Consider the following 19,839-nt stretch of genomic DNA (forward strand, 5'->3'; position numbering starts at 1 on the left):
AGATAGCTAATGATTAACGACAGCAAAAAAGTAATACTTGACGAGACGGCATGGCGTTTACTTTTATTAGATGCGCGCACTCATAAGGCATGGATCAATAAGCCAATTGCTGACGATCTACTAAAAAGATTATATAATTTGGTTCGTATGGCTCCGACCGCTATGAATATACAACCGATACGTCTATTGTTTGTAAAAAGCCGAGAAGCCAAAGAGCGCCTACGACCAACTTTAGACCATGGTAATGTCGATAAAACAATGGCTGCGCCGGTTACTGTTATCATTGCATACGATACTGAATTCTACCATAAAATGCCCAAGTTGGTGCCACACGATCCAGATGCAGGCAAGCGGATCGCTGCAAGAGAGTCAGAAGCTATAATACGAATGGCACTTGCTAGCGCGACACTACAAGCAGGTTATTTAATCCTAGCGGCCCGAGGGCTTGGGCTTGATTGTGGACCCATGGGGGGATTTAACGCTAATAGAGTTGACGTTGAATTTTTACCTGAAGGTAAATGGAAGTCGTTTTTGTTATTGAACCTTGGTTATGGTGATTCATCGCAACTTATTGCAAGAGCACCTAGATTAGAATTCGATGAGGCTTGCGAAATTATCTAATTATCCGACATATTAACATTAGGATATAGTCTATGACATTTTCTATTTATGACTTTTTAGTGAAGACTAACAAAGGTGAAGAAATAACCTACAAAAATATCGTGGTAAAGTTTTGCTGATTTTTAAAGCAACCAGTATAACGATTATATTTGTTCTGTTGCGATGATTGTATTATTTAATTTATTAGAATCACTGAGCATCCGCAGTTGTATAAATATCGCAGTGGCGGTTAAAGAAGTGGCGCAGAAATCAGCTATAGGTATAGCAAACCACACGCCATCAAGACTAAACCATCGAGGTAGTAATAATAGTAATGGCAAAAGTAGAATTACTTGGCGTGACAAGCTTAATAGCAAAGCGATTTTGGCTTTACCGATAGCTTGAAAAAATTAGCACCAATGATTTGAAATCCAATTATTGGTAAAACAGCAAAACAAATATGTATGCCATGTACACCAATTTTAATTAGATTATAAAAGCGCTAGGTTACTGCTTTGGGATTTCGTTATTAGACTTGATTACGAATAATCTCACTTAAAATTTTTAATTCTCTGTTCCCTGTTCTTTAAATCTTCATTTTGTCTTTAACCAAGCGAGGTTGAACTTACGTATTTAAAGAACTTAAGAATAGGGGACGGGGAATGAAAGGCGATGATATAGCTGATAGACTGCTACTTTTTGCCGTAGATGTATTTAACTTGGCTTTTGAAAATACCACAAGATGTAGCAGGAAAACATTTATCGCGACAGCTTATACGTTAATCTACAGGCGGTGGCGCAAATTATGAAGAAGCACGCGGTGCACTTAAGCAAAGCTGATTTTATACATAAGGTAAGCATCGCAGTTAAAGAATTACGAGAATCTTTGTATTGGCGTAAAATTGATAAAACGAGCAAAGCTTTCAACATGTGTTAAACTTGACGAGCAACATTTAGGGACACTCCCTAATTACTTTCAATCTTGATCGTGTTGATGGTTAAATATTTTGATTCACTATTTAAAAAAATGGTGGCATTTAAGCTTTAGAAAAAAATGGTAGCTTTTTAAGAAGTAACTATTTTGGTAAATATTTAAATAAAACCATTGCACAAAATTATTCGTCTGCGGTGTCAGTATCGTTAGAGCATTTTGGAGAATGGTAATGCATATTAGCCTTAAAGTAGCATTACAGCTGTTAGTATTTGCTATGACAGCCTGCGGACCAGAAACCGAAGAAATTACTTTAGTAGTAGAAGATTATCGTGTGCCTTGTTATTACCAATTGGCGCGTTTATGCTATTTAACTAATGAAGGTGTAATCTATGAAGATATTGAAAATTGGCGTTATCGGTGGGGATATCAGACGGTTTTACAAATAAAGAGAGAAAAAGTTAAAAATCCGCTGATGGATGAACTACCGTATCGTTATTATTATGAGAAAGAAATATTTGCCGAGCGAGTAGTCACAGGGAGTAAATTTAAAATTAACATTCAAGACCCTGGGCATTTAACCTATGTTGATGAAAGCAGGTATTCGTTGGTGGGTGAGCAAGATATAGATTGCGGCAAGAATTCTTTATGTGAGCAAATCGCTGCTGCCTTACAAAATGACGAAATGTATTTCAAACTAGAATTAAGTCATCCTGCTAATGAATCAGAGCCTTTTCTACTTGAAACATTTATCCCACACTCAAAAGAAAACTAAGAGCTACTATATTACCGTATAAATATATTATGACAGTAGTGGCAGAAATATGCCTTGTAAAAGCGAAGTAACAACCATCGCCTTAAGGCGATGGTTGTTACTTCTGATAATATCAGATTACGTATCGCCGCAGTGCGAGCCTTGCGTTTTATACCAGGTCAAAAAACTGACAATATTATTGCGCAAGCAATGACTACTGAACCTAGCACCAGTGTACGACGTGCAGCTTTGTTAGCCGCATCATATCGAACCCGAAAACCATTAACCGAGGCTTTACAACAAGTTGCACGAAGCGATCCTAATGATGATATTCGCAAAGAAGCAGCTAAATTATTGCATGATTAGACTGTGCTACTGCGTTATTGCTTTAATTATTTAATTAACAAAAACATGTCATAGCTTGTGATTTTCCCCTAAAAGTATCAATTTAAATAGTAGAGGTGTGGGTCATGTATACTGTTACTTATTCGGTACCATCAATGCGCTGTGGACACTGTAGCAATGCTATTGAATCAGAGGTAGGTGAACTGCAAGGTGTGGCATCAGTCAAAGCAGACAATACAACTAAACAAGTTAATATTGTATTTGATAAACCAGCTAGTGAAGGACAAATCAAAGCATTGCTAGCCGAAATGAATTATCCCGTAGCTTAGAATTTAGTTAGCCATGAGTGCATCTATGAATGAGCCTGGCACTAAACAGCTTACTCTACCGATTACCGGTATGACCTGCGCTAATTGTGTTGCTACTATTGAGCGTAATCTAAAAAAGCTTAACGGTGTAAATAGCGTGGTAGTAAATCTTTCATCTGAACGTGCTACAGTAAGTTATGATGAAAGCAAACTTGCGCTGCAAGATTTTATAGCTCGTATTAAGCGTGCGGGTTATGGCATTGCTACTGGTGAAGCCGAATTAATTATTAAAAACTTAGCGGATGATAGTGATGCACAGCGATTATTAAAAGCATTAAGTAGCACTAACGGAGTAGTAACTGCTCAAGTTAATTATGCCACTGAAAAAGCGCGCATCAAATATGTGCCAACAATTGTCAGCCAAGCACAATTGCGCCAGGTGGTTAAAGTTAACGGGTTTGCTGCTATCGAACTTGGTGCAAAAGCCCAAGATATTGAGGCGCAAACGCGGGCGCTAGAAATTGCGCAACAAAAGCGATTGCTTATTGTTGGCTTGTTATTAACGGTACCATTATTTCTTATTAGTATGGGGCGCGATTTTAATTTGTTGCCCATAATACCGACAGGGCCGTGGAGTAATTATCTTTTACTGGCATTGGCAACCCCGGTGCAATTTTACGTTGGTGCACAATATTATAGTGGCGCATATAAAGCACTACGCAATAAAGCCGCAAATATGGATGTACTCATCGCCATGGGTTCATCAGCAGCTTTCTTTTATTCGCTACCGGTAACTTTTGGATTGTTGCCGGGTCATGTTTATTATGAGACTGCGGCGGTTATCATCACCCTAATAAAACTTGGCAAATATCTTGAGGCCCGTGCCAAAGGGCATGCCTTCGCAGCCATCAAAAAATTAATGGGATTACGCGCCAAGAGTGCACATGTGATTCGTGATGATAAAGAAGTCGAAGTGTTAATTGATGATGTGCAAGTTGGTGACATTGTTGTGGTTAAACCAGGAGAAAATATTCCGGTAGATGGTGTGCTGATTGCTGGGCAGAGTAGCGTGGATGAATCGATGTTAACCGGCGAATCGCTGCCAGTAACTAAAAAGCAAGGTAGCACGGTCATTGGTGCTACATTAAATAGACTGGGTACGTTGCAGTTTGAAGCTACTAAAGTTGGTAAAGAAGCAGCATTAGCGCAAATAATAAAACTAGTTCAAGATGCACAAGCCAGCAAAGCACCGATTCAAAAAATAGCTGATCAAGTATCGGCCATTTTTGTGCCAGTTGTATTAATTATTGCCGCAATAACTTTTAATGCTTGGTATTTTGTGGCGAGCACAGTTGATGGGCAATTTACGCGTGCTTTAATTAATACGGTGGCAGTTTTAGTAATTGCCTGCCCGTGCGCTATGGGGTTAGCTACCCCAACGGCAGTATTAGTTGGTACTGGTAAAGCGGCACAAGCAGGGATACTGTTTCGCAATAGCGAGGCACTTGAACGCGCTGGTAAATTGTCAGTTGTGGTGTTTGATAAAACAGGTACGATTACCAAAGGTCTGCCAACTATTACTGATATTGTAGTTAATCAACATGCGACATTAAGCGCTGATACAATATTGCAATTTGCCGCTTCGGTAGAGTCGAGCAGTGAACATCCTTTGGCCGAGGCGATTTTGCAAGCAGCCAAAGCTCGTGGCTTAAAGTTATTAGAGGCTACTAGGTTTGAGGCCGAGCCTGGTTATGGGGTACTTGCTGATGTTGATGGCAAAATCGTGGCTATTGGTAATTTTAAAATGATGCAAACTCACGATTGGCTGAAAAATGATCTTGCTTCTGAGGTTACTCGTTTGCAAGACGAAGCCAAAACCGTGATGCTGGTAGCTATAGATGCTCAAGTTGCTGCTGCTATCGCTGTTGCTGATGTAGTAAAAGAAGACTCGCAAGCTGCAATCACCAAGTTGCGTGATATGGGTTTGCAAATACTAATGCTTACCGGTGATAATCAAAAAACTGCAGCAGCAATCGCCAATAAGATTGGTATTAGTAAAGTGATTGCCGAAGTAATGCCCGAGCATAAAACCCAGGCAATTAAAGATTTGCAAACAGCTAATGAAAATAAAAATATACCAAATATAGTTGCAATGGTGGGTGATGGAATAAATGACGCGCCAGCTTTAGCCCAAGCCGATGTGGGTATTGCTATTGGTACCGGTACCGATGTCGCCATGGCTACGGCATCGGTGACGTTGATTAGCGGTAACCTGCATGGCGTAGCGCGGATGATAAATTTATCACGCCAAACTTTGCGCACAATTAAGCAAAATTTATTCTGGGCATTTTTTTATAACGTTGTGCTTATCCCCGCTGCAGCGCTGGGTTTTTTGCATCCAATGTTAGCCGCCGGCGCTATGGCTTTTAGTAGCGTGTTTGTGGTTAGCAATAGTTTAAGATTGCGGCGAGTGAAGTTGGGGTAGTGTTAAAAAATTTTTTCAAGGCAAATACCCATAAATATATCCAAAAATATCCATAATTATTGATATTTTCATTAATATATGGATATTTATGGATAAACATATGGGTAAAAAATGAAACCATTAAAAAAGCTAGTCATAACTGCAAAATTATTAAAAAATATTGCCGAAATTGATGAGTTTAAGGGTCGTTGGGAAGCTATCGGTAATCTAGCTCCTGAACGATTATCTGCTTTCAAAAAAATAGCAACTATAGAGTCGGTTGGCTCTTCAATTCGTATAGAAGGTGTACAGCTTAACGATGATGAGATTGAAAAAATACTTTCAGGGTTAGATATAAAACACTATCAGAAAAAATTATTGAAATTATTAGGGAGCATGGGCGCATAACAGTTCGCGATGCTGTGATACTTATTAAGGCTAATCGCAACACGATAAAAAAGCATCTCAAACAACTATATGAAACTGGTTATATTATACAGAGAGGAGAAGGCAAAGGTACTTGGTACGAAAAGAAAACTTAATCATTAAGCAGCAGCAGTGGTGCCAGGTAGCAAATTGTAATTAATAGGTTACAATATCATTGGGATTAACATTAAGCCTTTCAGCAATTTTTTGTATAGTTGATTGATGTGGATTTTTAACTTCATTACGCTCTATACGTCCCATTTCTTTTTCGGTCACATCTGGTAAGAAATCATTGAGTCTAAGACCGCGCTGAAGTCGGAGTCGACGAAGCGCAGCACCAAAGCTTCTATCTTTTTTTAAACGATTCTTTTTAGCACGGCGCCGATAATCTGCATCTAACTCGAAAAGTATAGCGTCTGCAGATGCTTCGTAGTTACCAAGTTTTATGGTTTGCCCGTAATCAATAATTTCAAAGTCAGTAAAGTTTGGTTTGCTATGGCCTGATGAATTACTAAATAAAGAAAATGGTGCTACTAATCGACTCATGTCACCGCGATATAGTGTTATGACTTTATCTTTAGCATCGACACGCCCGCCAATAAAAAGGTCGTTATGATTAGAGGCAGCAAGTACTTCGGCGATATCAGCAGAATTAAGCATGCTAACATCATTTTGTCGAACGATTACAGATTTGAAGAAAGCATTAAGAAAATCGATTCTTGAACTATCTATATGCTCAAGCAGCAATAAACGCTGTTCTCGTATATTACTTTTTAAATAGTAAGCTCTCCAATAAGCAACAAGATCACTAATATCGTGTGCTCGTTTAACTATCCATAGTGCTGATTTTGTTAAGGAGGGCATATCTAGTTCAGCTTGTTTAGGACGACTAAGAATAAAAGGGTTGAGGCGTTCGAAGGGTTTCGATTTATTATTTGCATCAACAATAATTAGATCTGCCGTCTTCATTCTTCACACTCTTTAACCGGATTATTGGGGTACATTTTGTTCCATTCATTTACAAGGACATGCCAAGATTCGTATATTTCATCTATTTTATAACCAAATGAGATTAAGCGAATACAGCAATCACTCATTTACATATATTGCAAATTACATTACTAGTATGTCCTATATTAAAATAAAATCAATAGGGACATATTAATGAAGTAATTATTAATTGTTTAATTATGAATAATCGCTAGTATTTGTTGGCTTGACACACATAGCCCCGTTAGGCGAAAGTCGTTTTCGGTGCTAAGAACACCTGCTGTGAGCGGAGCCGTCCCGACAGAGCGGCGCATTATTGCGTCGGTTATTAGCGTATAAATAACTGCGTTAATACTGACATAGCTACTGTCGGAGGTTCGGCCATGCCTGAAATTGGCAACAATTACTGTGATCTTGCACATTCTAAACAATATAAATGCTGTAGGGGCACTGTTTGCTGTGCCCTTTTTGATAAATTCAGCTACGATTCAGAATTATCGCAAATAGCAAATGCTATACCTGATAGTGAACTAATACAAGCGTTACATGCCATAGTACGTGCAATGAAAATTTGTTTTAACGATAAGCTAAAGAGAATTCGCGTCTTAAGATTGATGAAATATATTATGTGTAGAATTATGGGGTTATGAATTTATGATTACAGCTAATAAATATGTTTAAATTATATTACGCATGATAGTATTGCATGTATGCAATACTATATGAATATAGCATCATTTGATTATTTCAGATTAAATTCAAGTTGACTATTATTTATTTGATTAGATTTTTGCTGTGCATCATACCATCCTAATAATGATGGTGAATCTTCATTATGGTTTTCTCTCTTTCTATGTGAAGAGGCATAACAGTATTTACATCCATGTTTACAACTATCATAAGCTCCAATATCTCGGCTAATTACACATCCACATTCTTCGCGTTGTACCGGGTCTTTCTTTTTTTGTACTTCGAAATGAAAAATACGTTTAATTAATTCATCATCAATACATTTGCCAGGTTTGATACCATAGGGTTTTAAGTCTATAGCTTCAGCACAGCTAACAATTTCAAATCCATTTTTATTAGAAATTTCTTTTAAATTACCTGTTAATATGCCAATCTCATGTTTGATGAGTTCATTATTATCTGCTGTAAAATCTATACTGCCGATAGCATTGAGTTGTTTTTTTGCCTTACGATAATGATCAACCAAACTGATAACAACTCTATTCGAGTAACCAGATAATTGTTCTGCAATCATGGTAAATTTATTGAGATGATATTGTATAGACATACTACGTGTAATGATTATTGGGTCATATCGCCATATCACATGCGCAGGGCTTAAGTATTTGCACAAAAATTTAAATGTTTCGATACTTTGATCTAGTTGCGGTACACCTGGCTCAAGTGTTTGGCCATAACCAGTAATAGTAAATTGAAAATAATAGAGAAAACCTTTATCGGTCAATTCGTTGAGATATGGAAGCAATGGTTTAGGGTTTTTAGTCCAAAATATAATAACTTCAACATCCTCGGGCTTGAGAGAAATAAATGACACTTGCTTGTTGTTAAGGGGATTAACCACAGTACAATATCCTGCGGCTATTCTTTTCATAAACCAGCGAGAGTAATTGGCTGGTATATCAGTACGTCTACTGCAACTTATTATCATTTAAAAAATCCTGGTTAATAATAATTGAAATAAGATATTGTTCAAGTTGATATTTTGCCCAATGTTTTCGTGAGGCAATCGTGTTATTGCCTACACTAATTTTAATGATATTTTTAAAAAATGGATAGTACATAAATCTGAAAAAAATTTAATCAGCCATTTTTTCTAATTATACGATATGCAACATTAGCTTCTAATTTTGGACATCCGAATTTTTTGAAATATTCTCCAAGATCTGTTTTTTCTTTGTCAGTATCTAATTGAATATTGCATTCATCTTTTTCTAATACTTCCCAATCGTAGTTTTGTGTGAGTGAATCAAACCAGTTATAAAAATTTGCAGAATTATTATCTATAAATAGCATATATGAATTAGACTTGGCTTCTGAAAATAAATAATTAAAATAATCGGTACATTGGTTACGAAATCGATATAGCTCTGAGATAAAATAGACAAGGGTAAATAAATCAGCTTGTAGATATTTTTTATAAGGCAACCATGTATTTCTTTCAGTTACGTCGAGAGGCATAAAATTGACAGATAAGCATAGCTTAGAGTCAACTTTTTTATCAACATCGCTCCAAGATTCGTTCCATGCTTTATTTCCATCTAGTAAATAACATTTTAATTTTGATAACGAGTCATGATCAGCATAATATTTGATAGCACCAAGCAAATCGCTGCCAGGTCCACCGCCAACACAGCTTATTGTTACTTGTTCTGCTTTAAATAATTTGGTTAATCTATTACTAGTAGAAATGAGACGATAAACAAGATTGGCATGGCATGTAACATAACGATATATATATGCAAATCTAGTTGATGGGTCACTATAATCTATTTTAGCTACATTAGGTTCTGTTAATTGATTATATTTCGTTGAAAGTAAATTCAAATCGATAAACTAACTATCGAATATTTTAAAACGTTAGCGGATGATTTTGGTATCCCATATCAAACATTAATCAATCTTTATTTACGTGATTGCGCTATTAACCAAAAAAAGATTTCTATCAGTTGGAAGAAATGAACGTATCTACTTTTCACTCAACCAATCCTTAGCATAAACAACCGGCTTACCTGACTGTTTAGTTAAATTTTCAATCGCAAAGGCATTCTCAAGGTTGGGCTGCAGGCGACCGGTGATATAACGATTTAACTGAACCGTAGACATAGCTAAAGCATCAGCAAATGCTACTTGGCTTGGCCAATGTTGCCGAATATGAGTATTTAAGAGGCGACGTGCCTTAGAATGATAACTATCGACGTTTTTAGCACCCACAAATAGTGCAATTAAATCATTTACACTTGTGATAACATACGCACTAGTGCTAATATCGACATATGAAGCCTATTATAGGCCAATATTTGAAGATAATTACTAAACAATGAAAACCATTCGCCTTATAACAGATATAGCCTGCGAAATGGACGAAGACGTTTTTGCCTTACTTGGTCGCATAGATTTTCATGTTTGTGACAACCATTATCTTGATGACCACGAACGTTTAGCAGCAATCGCTGTGCTACTGCGAGAATTTTTTGCTAAACGTGAGCGTTTACGTTGGGAGTTAATTAATCATTTTATCATCAAATAATAACTAACGTTGCGTCCGGCGGTATGCGCACGTTGTTTAAGTAACCCGCGCTCGCGCATATCTAAAATTTCGCGTTTGGCAGTAGCAGGGCTGGTTTTTGTAAGATGTGCATATTTTTTAGTTGTTAGACCACCAAAGAATTCATCGGGCCATGCATCGAATAGTCTATTTAATGCTTTTAGCTGTCGAGGGTTAAGACCAGTGGTCTCGCGGCGCTGCCAAAAACGAGCTTTAGCAAATATTCGCTCAAGTTCTTTTTCAGAACGAGCAATAGCTGCCGAAAAGGTTTCTAAAAACCAAATCAACCAATCAGTAATATCACCTTTACCTTTTTGTGTTTTTTCTAAGATTTCATAATAGCTATCACGAGTAGCTTGTATCTGCGCAGATATGCTGTAGCAACGAATTTTTGTTTCTTCATCTTGAGCCAAAGCCATATCGATAAGCGTACGCGCAATACGACCATTACCATCTTCAAATGGGTGAATAGTTACAAACCATAAATGAGCTTTAGCCGCACGAATTAATCCATCTTCAACACTGCGGCTTTTTGCCCACCACAATAAAAACTGGCGTATCTCAGAAGGTACATTTTTTGAAGTTGGTGCTTCAAAATGAACACGTTCGTGACCTATTGGCCCTGAAACAACCTGCATTGGTGAAGCCGTTTTACGCCACTTGCCTACTGGAATTTGCTGCATGCCAGAGTAACCAGTAGGAAACAGTGCGGCCTGCCATGCCTTAAGTCTGCTTGCCGTTAATGATTTATTACAGTTTGTGGTGGCATCTAATAAAACTTCCACTTGCCCATCTGCATTTTTTTCAATGCGAGGTAAACCTGCAGTTTTTAAACCAAGACGACGTGTAATTGATGATCGCACAGCATTAGGATTAAGTGTTTCAACGTCTTTTACAAGAACGCGCTCGCTTAAAAGAACTAACGACTCTAAAAAAAATGAATGAGACCGCGCAGACATTAAATCAGTTAGTTACGTTTTTAACAGAGGAACGTCGCAATCGCGATGATGCTATTAAAGATATTTTAATATTTAACCACCCAGCATTTCGACGACTAGCGGATTTAACCCAAACAGAATACCGTATATTTTTTACTAATCTAGATGAATTGAGTATATGGCTTAAAAACGCCAAGGGATACTATGAGGATTGTAATACTAATACTTCGTATCGCTGGTGTAGGCTTGATAAAGGATGGCAATCTATTATTTCAGTTGACAAAGGATTATTTGATCAAAATGGTAAGCTTCAAAGTATGACTCCAGAGGAGTGGGATCAAAGTCTGATCATTTTAGAGAAGGAACAAACTGATGATGAAGATGCGCATTTTTAAAAATTTGTTGTTCTCATCTAACGCGACTCCTACCGAACGGATAAATTAATTGACCCCGCTTCTTTTAGGTGCCAATGTGTCGATGCTAGTATTATTTAATTGCAGACATTAATACAATCGCTAAATTTCTCTCTGGGCCACTGTGTACTAGTTTTACAAATATTTTCAAATCATCATATTCGCGCGCTATTTTACGTTGCTGGTTGTAGGCCATGCCGCGCCAATAATAGGCATAGGCGGCCCTAGGATTCGCTTCGATTACTGCGGTCATTTGCTCAATGGTTTCGTCAATCTTGCCGGATGCCATTAGGATCTCACCCAGTGCTTGGGCAGCAAGTGCATTACCAGAATTAGTCGCGAGTAACGACCTGGCTATAGCCTCGGCTTCTACATATTGCGCATGTTTTAGCTCTGGATCGGTTTCTTTGGAGGCATTTTTTACTAAAAGCACTGCCCAGCAGGCGCGCGCATGGTCATTGTTTGTTTCTTTAATAATTTTTTCTGCCAGGTTAATATCAATGGCCTCCCAGGTTTTATAGTATTCATAAAACTCAATATCCGTGGTCATATTGATCATAGTTTTAAGAAATTCGCCTTTAGTATAATCAGTACTTTTGGCACTAATAGCTTGCGCTAAGGTTATTGTATCTTGGCTTTGCCCCAAGGTTTTTGCAAACTCGACGAGCTGCCGGCTTGCAAGGCTTTCGGCCATCATGTTCATCAGGTCTTTTTTCTCATCAGCCGAGAGACCGCCAAAGCCTAATATGGCCTTGCTATTAATTTCTTTTGCCCAGTGCTGCAATTCTTCGTCGCTTAATGCGTCAAAAACTACGCGCTTTTCAACACGATTGAGACCATGCAAAATATCATTGATTTGCTTAAGTTCGTTGTGGGTCACATCAAAATTAAAAACGCCACTTTCATCAAGTAGCTCACGGATTTTTTTAACTGCTGCTTCGACATTTTCGGATTTGCCGTTGCCCATACGTAGCATGGCAATAATTACATCAGCATCACTAAAGCCTGCGGCACGCCATGTATCTTCCATTCGATCAAAAGACTCGGGGTCAATAAAACCGGTACTTTCATCTACAAGTTTAAGAATTTGCTCGCTTTCTTTGGCGGTTACGCCATCTTCAATCGATGCAAGTTTTGGTGTTATCTCGGCGTAGTTTGCTGTTGATAACGCATGTAATGGTGGTACGACTTGATCATCCACACGTCGTGGCAGATGGTCTTTGGCGCTTGTTAAGTTAGCTAGCGCAATGTTTTTAGTCCGTGTGCTATTGTCGATAAAAGTTTGCAATTCATCATCATTACTCTGGTCGGTGATTTTGTTTGTTGCATCATACATCTCATCAATTGCATTAAGCGAACGCTGAAGTTCATCTTGCGCTTTTTGTGCCTGAGCTTGCGCTTCGAGTGCCTGCCTTTGCGCCTCTTCGGCCTCGTTTCTCAGTGCTTCATACTCCTGGCATGACACTTGCTGATTTTGTGGGTCATTGGGCAACGTTTCTTCGAACTTTTGTTGAGCTTGGGTAAGCTCGTCTTGAGCGTCAGCTAGCTCTTGTTGCCGTGCTGCAAGCTCGTTTTCTTTTTGGGCAAGCTCATTGCGTGCGCTGTCAATCTTTGCGCGTAAGCTTTGCAGTTTTTGTTGATAATGCGTCATAGCTGCATTAAACGCGGCGGTATCAATAGTATTAATATTTATGCTGCGTGCATTGGGCGGCGAGCCTTCGCTGCGCGTCTCGGTCTTTTGAAAATTTGCTGGGTCAGGGATCTCTAAATCGGCAAACTCAGCCTCAAGTTGGGCAATAATTTGCTGAATCGAAGCAATATCGTCGATAAGCAGGGTAATCGCCGATGATAAACATGTAATCTTGTTGCTTGTAGCATCAGAGACTGCTTGTACAGTGTTTGCGTTAGGTACGTTTGGTACATTAGGTATTCTTTGATCGATTGGAATAAAAGAACACATAATCATCTCCAGAGTACGTATAGTCTACATTTTTTATACTCGTAAAAAAGAAGCTTAACTAGGGATACCCCATAATATGTTTAGTATTATTTACCCAGATTACTTTGCTTTGGTTAACCATAAGACTGAGTTTTTATGTGTAAGTGGCGCCATCAGCGAAGAAGAGTATTTAGCGGGCTTGCAAAAAGCAGGGCTTGTTGATGTTGAAGTTCGCGATCGTCTTTTTTATGATGCTCCGCAAATTGAAGGATTAGCCGCATCTAATCTTGAAAATCTATGTGGCTGTGAAGATATTAAAGCACAATTACCCGCTTTATTGCTTAGTCTCGAAGGTAAAATCTGGAGCGCCAAGGTTTATGCGCATAAACCATAAGTCTTTTCTTTGTTTAATATTGTTTACATAATCAGGGCGTGTCCCTAAATTAAATCGTCATTGTTCGCGAAAGCGGCAATCCAGTAGCAAATACGATGAATTTTAGCATTTGGATCCTAAGCTTTCGCGGGGATGACATAAAAGACAATTAAATCAAAATTATTTATTTTGTAACGAAAAAATACATTATAACAATGAGTTAGAAGCATCATTAAAAAACTATGAATCAATTTAGGGACACGCCCTGACTAAATAAAAACATAGCCGCAGTCTAGTTGCTTACGTTATGGTGCTGCTTCGTGGATGACAACGATAACAAATTGCACGGTCGTGAGGTCATTGTTCTTTTTGAGTTAGGCGCACTCGGCGACAGTATAATGACCTTACCGGCTATGCAGGCAGTGCGTTGTGCTCAACCACAAGCTCACATAGTACGCGTGCACGAAAAGCGTATGAGTGAATTTTTTCGCGGTTGCCCGTTAGCAGATGTTTTTATTGCTTATGATCGTTCGCAAGCAAAACAAAAAGCAGCCTTAAATTTATTAAATAACTTGCGAGCTTTAAATCTCGCCAGCATTGCTAATTTGCACACCCCAGATTTTGCGCGTCCGCTGCGTTATTATTTGCGTGATAGCTTGTTTCTATTGCTTTCTAAAGCACCACAAAGGCTCGCGTGGACGCATTCAATTGACAATCTGTTAATTACCGATGGGATACCACGTAAGTTTTTTGGCCAACAGCGTATTGATCAAGAGATATTAGCCGTTGTGCAACCTTTAATAAAAAATACAAATATACAAACTACCGCAAAAGTTTTGTATTGGCTAAGCGATAACGAACGCGACGCCACCTTACATCTATATGCACAGCATGCAACTACTGCAGGCATAATGGCGGATCATCCATATTTTTGTGTGGCACCTTTCGCACGAGCGCCAACGCGTGAATGGTCGCTGTCATCAATGGGGCAAGCGGTTGAGTTGATTGTCAAGCAAACCGGATTAATACCGGTGATTTTAGGGGCGGCGTCCGATCGTTCAAAGTTATCAAGCCTACTAGAGCAAATTCATAAACCGGTTGTTGATCTTGTCGGTACTAGTTCAATTCGTGATGCAGCAACGCTTATGGCTAAAGCAACTTTTACTTTATCAGTAGATACGGGCTTGATGCATTTGTCAGCTCTAATGGGTACGCCGGTTGTCGCGATATTTACTGCGGGTAACCCGGTGCGTTGGCATCCGTTACCACAAGCAGAAATTCGTATTGTTGCCGCTAATTGTACTTGCAGTCCATGCTATCGTTTTACCTGTGATGATTTATGTTGTCATAAAGAGATTACAACTACAATAGTTGCTCAAGCCGCGATTGAATGTTATCAACAGATTACTAGCGAATAATTTAATAAGTATCTTTATTGTATCTTGCATTCCTATTATATGAACGCCATGATTAGAGGCAAACTAAATATTGCCATAACAATTGCTATACTAGCCGTTTTTGCTTTCATTGCGCAAGGCCGCACTTTTATTACTTCAAAAGGCTTGACCTTTGATGAAAGTCTTTATGTGACCGCAGGTTATGCCTACTTGAAAGGTGCTAATTTAAAACTCAATAACGAACACCCACCCCTAATTAAATATATTCTTGGTTTGCCTAATTTAATTGCCGCCAATGATAATTATACTGATACTAACGAAAATAAATGGCGCCGCGCCCGTCGTTTTTTAGGTTCTGAAGTTTCTGATCGTGATGCATTTATCAGGCGTGCGCGTTATGCCAATCTCGTGCTTGGGGTATTTCTTATAGCTATTCTTTTTATTTGGTCTTATCGATTATTTGGCCCTGCTGCTGCTGCGTTTACTGCGGTGCTTGCAGCATTTGAGCCGAACCTTATTGCTCATTCTTCACTAGCTACTCTTGATGTTGGTGCCACGGCCTTTTTTATCCTTTTTCTATATATTTTATGGGAGTGGCATAATCATCTCACTTGCAATTGGTTGCATGCAGTAGGACTTGCCACCGGTTTGGCAGTCTGCACAAAATTTTCTAATTTTGGTCTTTGTTTTGGCGTCGTGGTACCAACAATATTAATTACCACATATGTTGAACAAGGTTCACCGCGCGGGTGCTTTAAGATAAGGGCGGTATTAAAAATTGGTTTAGGTCGACTAGTGCGCGTTGGTGTTATTGCATTGAGTGTATTAGTGATAATTTACCAAGTGCATAGCATTGGCGAATTTTTTCTGGGTTTTGGCGATCAAGCAAGCCACGCCGGGCATGGGCATGGGTCATACTTTTTTGGTCAATACGGCAAACATGGATGGGCTTCATATTATTTAATGGCGTTTTTATTAAAAATACCACTTGGTACATTAGTTATAATTATTCTCTCGCTAGCTTTTTATAAACGAGGCAAGGCACTAAATTGGCGTGATGGAGGTTATATAGTCGGTATACTTGCATTTATGATGTTGTTATTCACTCTCGGGCGTATTCATATAGGTATTCGCTACGTGTTGCCAGCTTTAGCCCTGTTTATACTTTTGGCAGGTCGTTTTGGCTCTTGTCTCGATTTTAAAAATGCGAAACTATTAACGCTAGGCGTGTTATCACTAACGCTTTGGTCAGTTCAAGCCAGCGTACAAACCGCGCCGCATTACCTTGCTTATTTTAATGAAATTGTAGGTGGGTCAAACGGTGGTTTTCGCTATTTAAGTGATTCAAATGTCGATTGGGGTCAGGATGTTGCACAATTATCATTATGGAGTGCCAACAAACCAACATTACTGATTGCAGATGTTTTTTCTAATGTAAAAGAATTCTATCCAATAGATACGATTGTTGCTAAAGCTAAGCAGTCTAATGATGCTTTATCATTTGTAAAAACTCTAGAGCCTAAAAGAGATCTCGTTGCCATTAGCGCTACGGCGTTGATGCGCCCTGGTCAAGAAGAATTGGCTTATCCGGTCTCAACATATACTTGGCCACTAATTACAACTATTGGCCATTCAATTTTTATCTATGATATTACCGATATTCCCAATGCTTATGTCACTTTGGCACAACATTTTTTGCAACAAGCAATTACTGATAAATATCCACACTATAACGAAATTGCGAAATGGCTTATGTTGCGTGCAAAAGCTCGTCATCCTAATAATAACGCTATAACTGCAGCTTTAATAGTTATGGGCAGTAGATAGTTTAATGGAGATTTCTGGCTTGAAATTTACACTAAGCGTACCTGTGAAAATGCCATAACAGTTTTTGCCCGTCTATCTTTATTTTGTATAGGGTTAATATTATTATTCGTGCATTTAACATTATTCATAGTAAATTTAGTCCTCTCAAGACGTCGACATAAGCAGTTAATGGCAGAAACAAACTCTTCATTTTAGTGAATTTTGTTCACCTAAAATAAAAACGCTTAGGTATTGCAAACCAAAAATAGCCTTATATTCGGCTATAATACACATTTTTTTTTAATACAGTTGACAATCTTATTGCCGTTTTGATAAGCAAACGCCAACACATTTGGTAGAAGTCTTAAGCAAGGCAGCTTAAGTCTGCTCTAGGTGGGCCTTAATACCAAAGCGAATTATCGCAGGTATGGTGCTTGTGATATTCGTGATGGTTACGAGCCCATTTTTTTTTGTTTTTATTGCAGAGATTGAAAAGTGGTTTTACGTGGGCGAAGAATTATCTATACGTGCAGAAGTCGAGCGGGCGGTATCGCCTGTATTAGCAGGGCATGGCTATGAAGTTGTGCTTTGTGAATTTCTGCCACGTCAACATATTTTACGATTATATATCGATCGTGCTGATGGGCGTGCTGATGGGCGTGCTGATGGGCGTGCTGATGGGCGTGATAGCGGGGTCGGTGTAGAGGATTGCGCCCGTGTTTCTCGTCTCGTTGGCGATGTACTTGATGCAGAAGGTATATCAGATAATATTTCTGGTCGTTATCATTTAGAAGTATCATCACCTGGTCTTGACCGACCATTAGTAAAGCCTGCAGATTTTCGGCGTTTTATTGGGCAGAAGGTCAAAATAACTACACGGCAACCATTAGAGGGGCGAAAGCGTTTTAATGGTGAGCTAATAAGTTGTGATGCAAATAATATTAACGTAGCTATTGATGGCAATTTGTACGCCATTGCTTTTGAGCTTATTTTGCGCGCCAATTTGGTGCCAGAGCTTTAATCTAAATGGGAGAGGTTTTGACTTAACGCTAATCACGTTGTGCTTAGAGCTACTTTTGTCAGGGGTTTAAGTACAGCGGGGGTCAAGGAGATGCGATCATGTCAGATGAGAACCTCACTACCGTTCTCGATGTGGTTAGCAAAGAGAAAGGAATAGACCGCAAGGTCTTAATCCAAGCTCTCGAAGAAGCAATTTTAGCCTCAGCAAAACGTGCTTTTGGCGCGGAGCGTAATCTTCTTGCGCAGTTTAACGCTGAGAAGGGTGCTGTTGATCTTACCCAGACGATTAAGGTCGTTGAAAATATTGAAGATGTATACAATGAAATAACCGTCGATGAATGCAGCCAACGCAATATTGATGTTGATCTTGGCGATGAGATGGTTTTTCCGATTTACTACCTTGATCAAGATGCTGCCGCCGCTCGTGAGCAAGATAATATGTATGGAGATATTTTACGGCTTAAAACTTATCGTCGAGGTTTTGGCCGTATCGCTGCACAAACCGCTAAACAAGTTATTATTCAACGCATTCGTGATGCTGAACGCAATATAGTATATACCGAGTATAAAGACAGAAAAGGCGAATTAGTTACGGGTATAGTTCGTCGTTTTGAACGTGGTAATATTATTGTTGATTTAGGGCGAGCCGAGGCAGTTATGCCCATGCGTGAGCAAGTGCCGCGTGAGTCATATCGTGCTGCAGATCGTATTCAAGCATATGTTATTGAAGTTCAAGAGCATGCACGTGGGCCACAGATTGTGCTATCGCGTACATGTCCAGAGCTATTAGTGAAACTTTTTGAGCTTGAAGTGCCTGAAATTTATGAAGGTATTGTTAAAATTGAAAGCGCCGCACGTGAGCCAGGCGCTAGAGCCAAGATTGCCGTTTCGTCTACCGATCGCGATGTTGATCCCGTTGGTGCGTGTGTTGGTATGAAAGGTTCACGGGTGCAAGCAGTAGTTCAAGAGCTTCGCGGTGAAAAAATCGATATTGTCCCTTATAGTGAGGATCCTGCAACTTTCGTATGCAATGCCCTACAACCTGCTGAAGTCAGCCGCGTTCTTATTGATGAAGGCAATCATGCCATGGAAATTATTGTTCCTGATGATCAGCTTTCATTAGCCATTGGCCGTAAAGGGCAAAATGTGCGTTTAGCTTCACAGTTAACCGGATGGCGACTCGATATTCACTCTGAATCACGTATAGCTGAAATAAAAGATAAAGCCTGGAAGTCATTATCTAGAGTAGATGGTCTTAATGAGTTTTTAATTCAAACTTTATACAATCATGGTATTCGTTCAGCACAACAATTATTTGATTCACAGCATGATTTTCTTATGCAATTCCCCGGAATGGATGATGGTTTGCTTGATAGTGTGTTGGCTAGCGCCAAGCAGATTGCTGCTGAAGAAAAAGAAAGTGAAGAAAATGCTCGTGTTGATGCTGAACGCGCGCAAAAAGCAGTTGATGCAGCTAAACGTTTGCAAGAAATCCTTGGCCTTGATGATCTTGGCCGTTTGCAAAAAGTACGCGGAGTCGGTGAGTCTATGTTGAAGCAGTTGCAAGATACTGGTTTTATCAAAGTTGAAGAAATTGCCGATGCGTCAGTTGAAGATTTAGCAGAAAAACTTTCAATTAGTGAGAGCAAAGCAAAACAACTCAAGTATGCTGCCTCGCAATGGCTAAAAGAAGAGAATGATATTCGTAGTACTGCTGATGAACTTGGTATCAGTGTTGAAGACGGTATTGCCAAATTAACCTCATTAACCACTGACGTGAGTAAAAACAAAGAGCAATCGCAGTCTGAAGTCTCTGGTAGTCCTGCGTAACTATTAAGGA

At 39.1% G+C, this 19,839-nt stretch carries 22 protein-coding genes; 16 read left to right on the top strand and 6 right to left on the bottom strand.

Annotated elements, in window-relative coordinates:
- Window positions 1-9: 9 nt before the first annotated feature.
- The 8 genes from JW841_07160 (at window position 10) to JW841_07195 (ending at window position 5,944) form a co-directional block, all read left to right on the top strand.
- A complete protein-coding gene (locus tag JW841_07160) occupies window positions 10-621 on the top strand; it encodes a malonic semialdehyde reductase (protein ID MBN1960709.1) in 612 nt (203 codons plus the stop codon).
- A 162-nt stretch (window positions 622-783) separates the two neighbouring features.
- On the top strand, window positions 784-1,005 hold the full coding sequence (locus JW841_07165; GenBank protein ID MBN1960710.1) for a hypothetical protein: 222 nt from the start codon (window positions 784-786) through the stop codon (window positions 1,003-1,005).
- A 758-nt stretch (window positions 1,006-1,763) separates the two neighbouring features.
- A complete protein-coding gene (locus tag JW841_07170; GenBank protein MBN1960711.1) occupies window positions 1,764-2,306 on the top strand; it encodes a DUF4377 domain-containing protein in 543 nt (180 codons plus the stop codon).
- Window positions 2,307-2,396: 90 nt separating this feature from the next.
- Window positions 2,397-2,651, top strand: coding sequence for a HEAT repeat domain-containing protein (locus tag JW841_07175; GenBank protein MBN1960712.1), 255 nt, complete (start codon window positions 2,397-2,399; stop codon window positions 2,649-2,651).
- A gap of 104 nt (window positions 2,652-2,755) precedes the next feature.
- Window positions 2,756-2,959, top strand: a complete 204-nt coding sequence (locus JW841_07180) for a heavy-metal-associated domain-containing protein (GenBank protein ID MBN1960713.1) — start codon at window positions 2,756-2,758, stop codon at window positions 2,957-2,959.
- Between the two features lie 25 nt (window positions 2,960-2,984).
- Window positions 2,985-5,423 carry a heavy metal translocating P-type ATPase gene (locus JW841_07185; GenBank protein ID MBN1960714.1) on the top strand — a complete coding sequence of 813 codons (2,439 nt, stop codon included), beginning with the start codon at window positions 2,985-2,987 and terminating at the stop codon, window positions 5,421-5,423.
- A gap of 111 nt (window positions 5,424-5,534) precedes the next feature.
- Complete coding sequence (locus JW841_07190) at window positions 5,535-5,810, top strand: hypothetical protein (protein MBN1960715.1); 276 nt, start codon at window positions 5,535-5,537, stop codon at window positions 5,808-5,810.
- Window positions 5,777-5,944, top strand: a complete 168-nt coding sequence (locus tag JW841_07195; protein ID MBN1960716.1) for a hypothetical protein — start codon at window positions 5,777-5,779, stop codon at window positions 5,942-5,944. Before JW841_07190 ends, JW841_07195 begins: the two co-directional genes overlap by 34 nt.
- A gap of 40 nt (window positions 5,945-5,984) precedes the next feature.
- On the opposite strand, the gene JW841_07200 is transcribed toward JW841_07195, so the two are convergent.
- Window positions 5,985-6,797: a hypothetical protein gene (locus tag JW841_07200; protein ID MBN1960717.1), complete on the bottom strand. Its 813-nt coding sequence runs from the start codon at window positions 6,795-6,797 to the stop codon at window positions 5,985-5,987.
- A 404-nt stretch (window positions 6,798-7,201) separates the two neighbouring features.
- On the opposite strand from JW841_07200, the gene JW841_07205 reads away from it, so the two are divergent.
- The gene (locus JW841_07205) at window positions 7,202-7,468 is read left to right on the top strand and encodes a hypothetical protein (protein ID MBN1960718.1); all 267 of its coding nucleotides are present in this window, start codon (window positions 7,202-7,204) and stop codon (window positions 7,466-7,468) included.
- A gap of 92 nt (window positions 7,469-7,560) precedes the next feature.
- Here JW841_07205 and JW841_07210 read toward each other — a convergent pair whose 3' ends face one another.
- The 3 genes from JW841_07210 to JW841_07220 all read right to left on the bottom strand — a co-directional run bounded on the left by JW841_07210 (window position 7,561) and on the right by JW841_07220 (window position 9,779).
- Window positions 7,561-8,496 (bottom strand): DUF1848 domain-containing protein, encoded by a 936-nt coding sequence (locus JW841_07210; protein ID MBN1960719.1) that lies wholly within the window; start codon window positions 8,494-8,496, stop codon window positions 7,561-7,563.
- Window positions 8,497-8,648: 152 nt separating this feature from the next.
- Window positions 8,649-9,392 (bottom strand): hypothetical protein, encoded by a 744-nt coding sequence (locus JW841_07215; protein MBN1960720.1) that lies wholly within the window; start codon window positions 9,390-9,392, stop codon window positions 8,649-8,651.
- A gap of 141 nt (window positions 9,393-9,533) precedes the next feature.
- Window positions 9,534-9,779, bottom strand: coding sequence for a helix-turn-helix transcriptional regulator (locus JW841_07220; GenBank protein MBN1960721.1), 246 nt, complete (start codon window positions 9,777-9,779; stop codon window positions 9,534-9,536).
- Window positions 9,780-9,885: 106 nt separating this feature from the next.
- On the opposite strand from JW841_07220, the gene JW841_07225 reads away from it, so the two are divergent.
- Window positions 9,886-10,095, top strand: coding sequence for a hypothetical protein (locus JW841_07225; GenBank protein MBN1960722.1), 210 nt, complete (start codon window positions 9,886-9,888; stop codon window positions 10,093-10,095).
- Here the strand turns inward: JW841_07225 and JW841_07230 are convergent.
- Window positions 10,077-11,072 (bottom strand): Fic family protein, encoded by a 996-nt coding sequence (locus JW841_07230; GenBank protein MBN1960723.1) that lies wholly within the window; start codon window positions 11,070-11,072, stop codon window positions 10,077-10,079. The two genes, JW841_07225 and JW841_07230, sit on opposite strands and share 19 nt — an antisense overlap.
- Between JW841_07230 and JW841_07235 the strand changes: the two genes are divergently transcribed.
- Window positions 11,051-11,446, top strand: coding sequence for a hypothetical protein (locus JW841_07235; GenBank protein MBN1960724.1), 396 nt, complete (start codon window positions 11,051-11,053; stop codon window positions 11,444-11,446). The genes JW841_07230 and JW841_07235 overlap by 22 nt on opposite strands.
- Before the next feature lie 91 nt (window positions 11,447-11,537).
- Here the strand turns inward: JW841_07235 and JW841_07240 are convergent, their stop codons facing one another.
- Window positions 11,538-13,424, bottom strand: coding sequence for a hypothetical protein (locus JW841_07240; GenBank protein ID MBN1960725.1), 1,887 nt, complete (start codon window positions 13,422-13,424; stop codon window positions 11,538-11,540).
- 76 nt (window positions 13,425-13,500) lie between these two features.
- Between JW841_07240 and JW841_07245 the strand changes: the two genes are divergently transcribed.
- From JW841_07245 to nusA, 5 genes are all read left to right on the top strand, one after another.
- A complete protein-coding gene (locus tag JW841_07245) occupies window positions 13,501-13,797 on the top strand; it encodes a hypothetical protein (GenBank protein ID MBN1960726.1) in 297 nt (98 codons plus the stop codon).
- Between the two features lie 299 nt (window positions 13,798-14,096).
- Complete coding sequence (locus JW841_07250) at window positions 14,097-15,194, top strand: glycosyltransferase family 9 protein (GenBank protein ID MBN1960727.1); 1,098 nt, start codon at window positions 14,097-14,099, stop codon at window positions 15,192-15,194.
- A gap of 39 nt (window positions 15,195-15,233) precedes the next feature.
- Window positions 15,234-17,000, top strand: coding sequence for a glycosyltransferase family 39 protein (locus tag JW841_07255; GenBank protein MBN1960728.1), 1,767 nt, complete (start codon window positions 15,234-15,236; stop codon window positions 16,998-17,000).
- Window positions 17,001-17,424: 424 nt separating this feature from the next.
- On the top strand, window positions 17,425-18,000 hold the full coding sequence (locus tag JW841_07260) for a ribosome maturation factor RimP (GenBank protein ID MBN1960729.1): 576 nt from the start codon (window positions 17,425-17,427) through the stop codon (window positions 17,998-18,000).
- 98 nt (window positions 18,001-18,098) lie between these two features.
- Window positions 18,099-19,829 (top strand): transcription termination/antitermination protein NusA, encoded by a 1,731-nt coding sequence (nusA, locus tag JW841_07265; GenBank protein MBN1960730.1) that lies wholly within the window; start codon window positions 18,099-18,101, stop codon window positions 19,827-19,829.
- Window positions 19,830-19,839: the final 10 nt, after the last annotated feature.

Source organism: Deltaproteobacteria bacterium (genome assembly GCA_016931625.1).
Lineage (GTDB): Bacteria > Myxococcota > XYA12-FULL-58-9 > XYA12-FULL-58-9 > JAFGEK01 > JAFGEK01.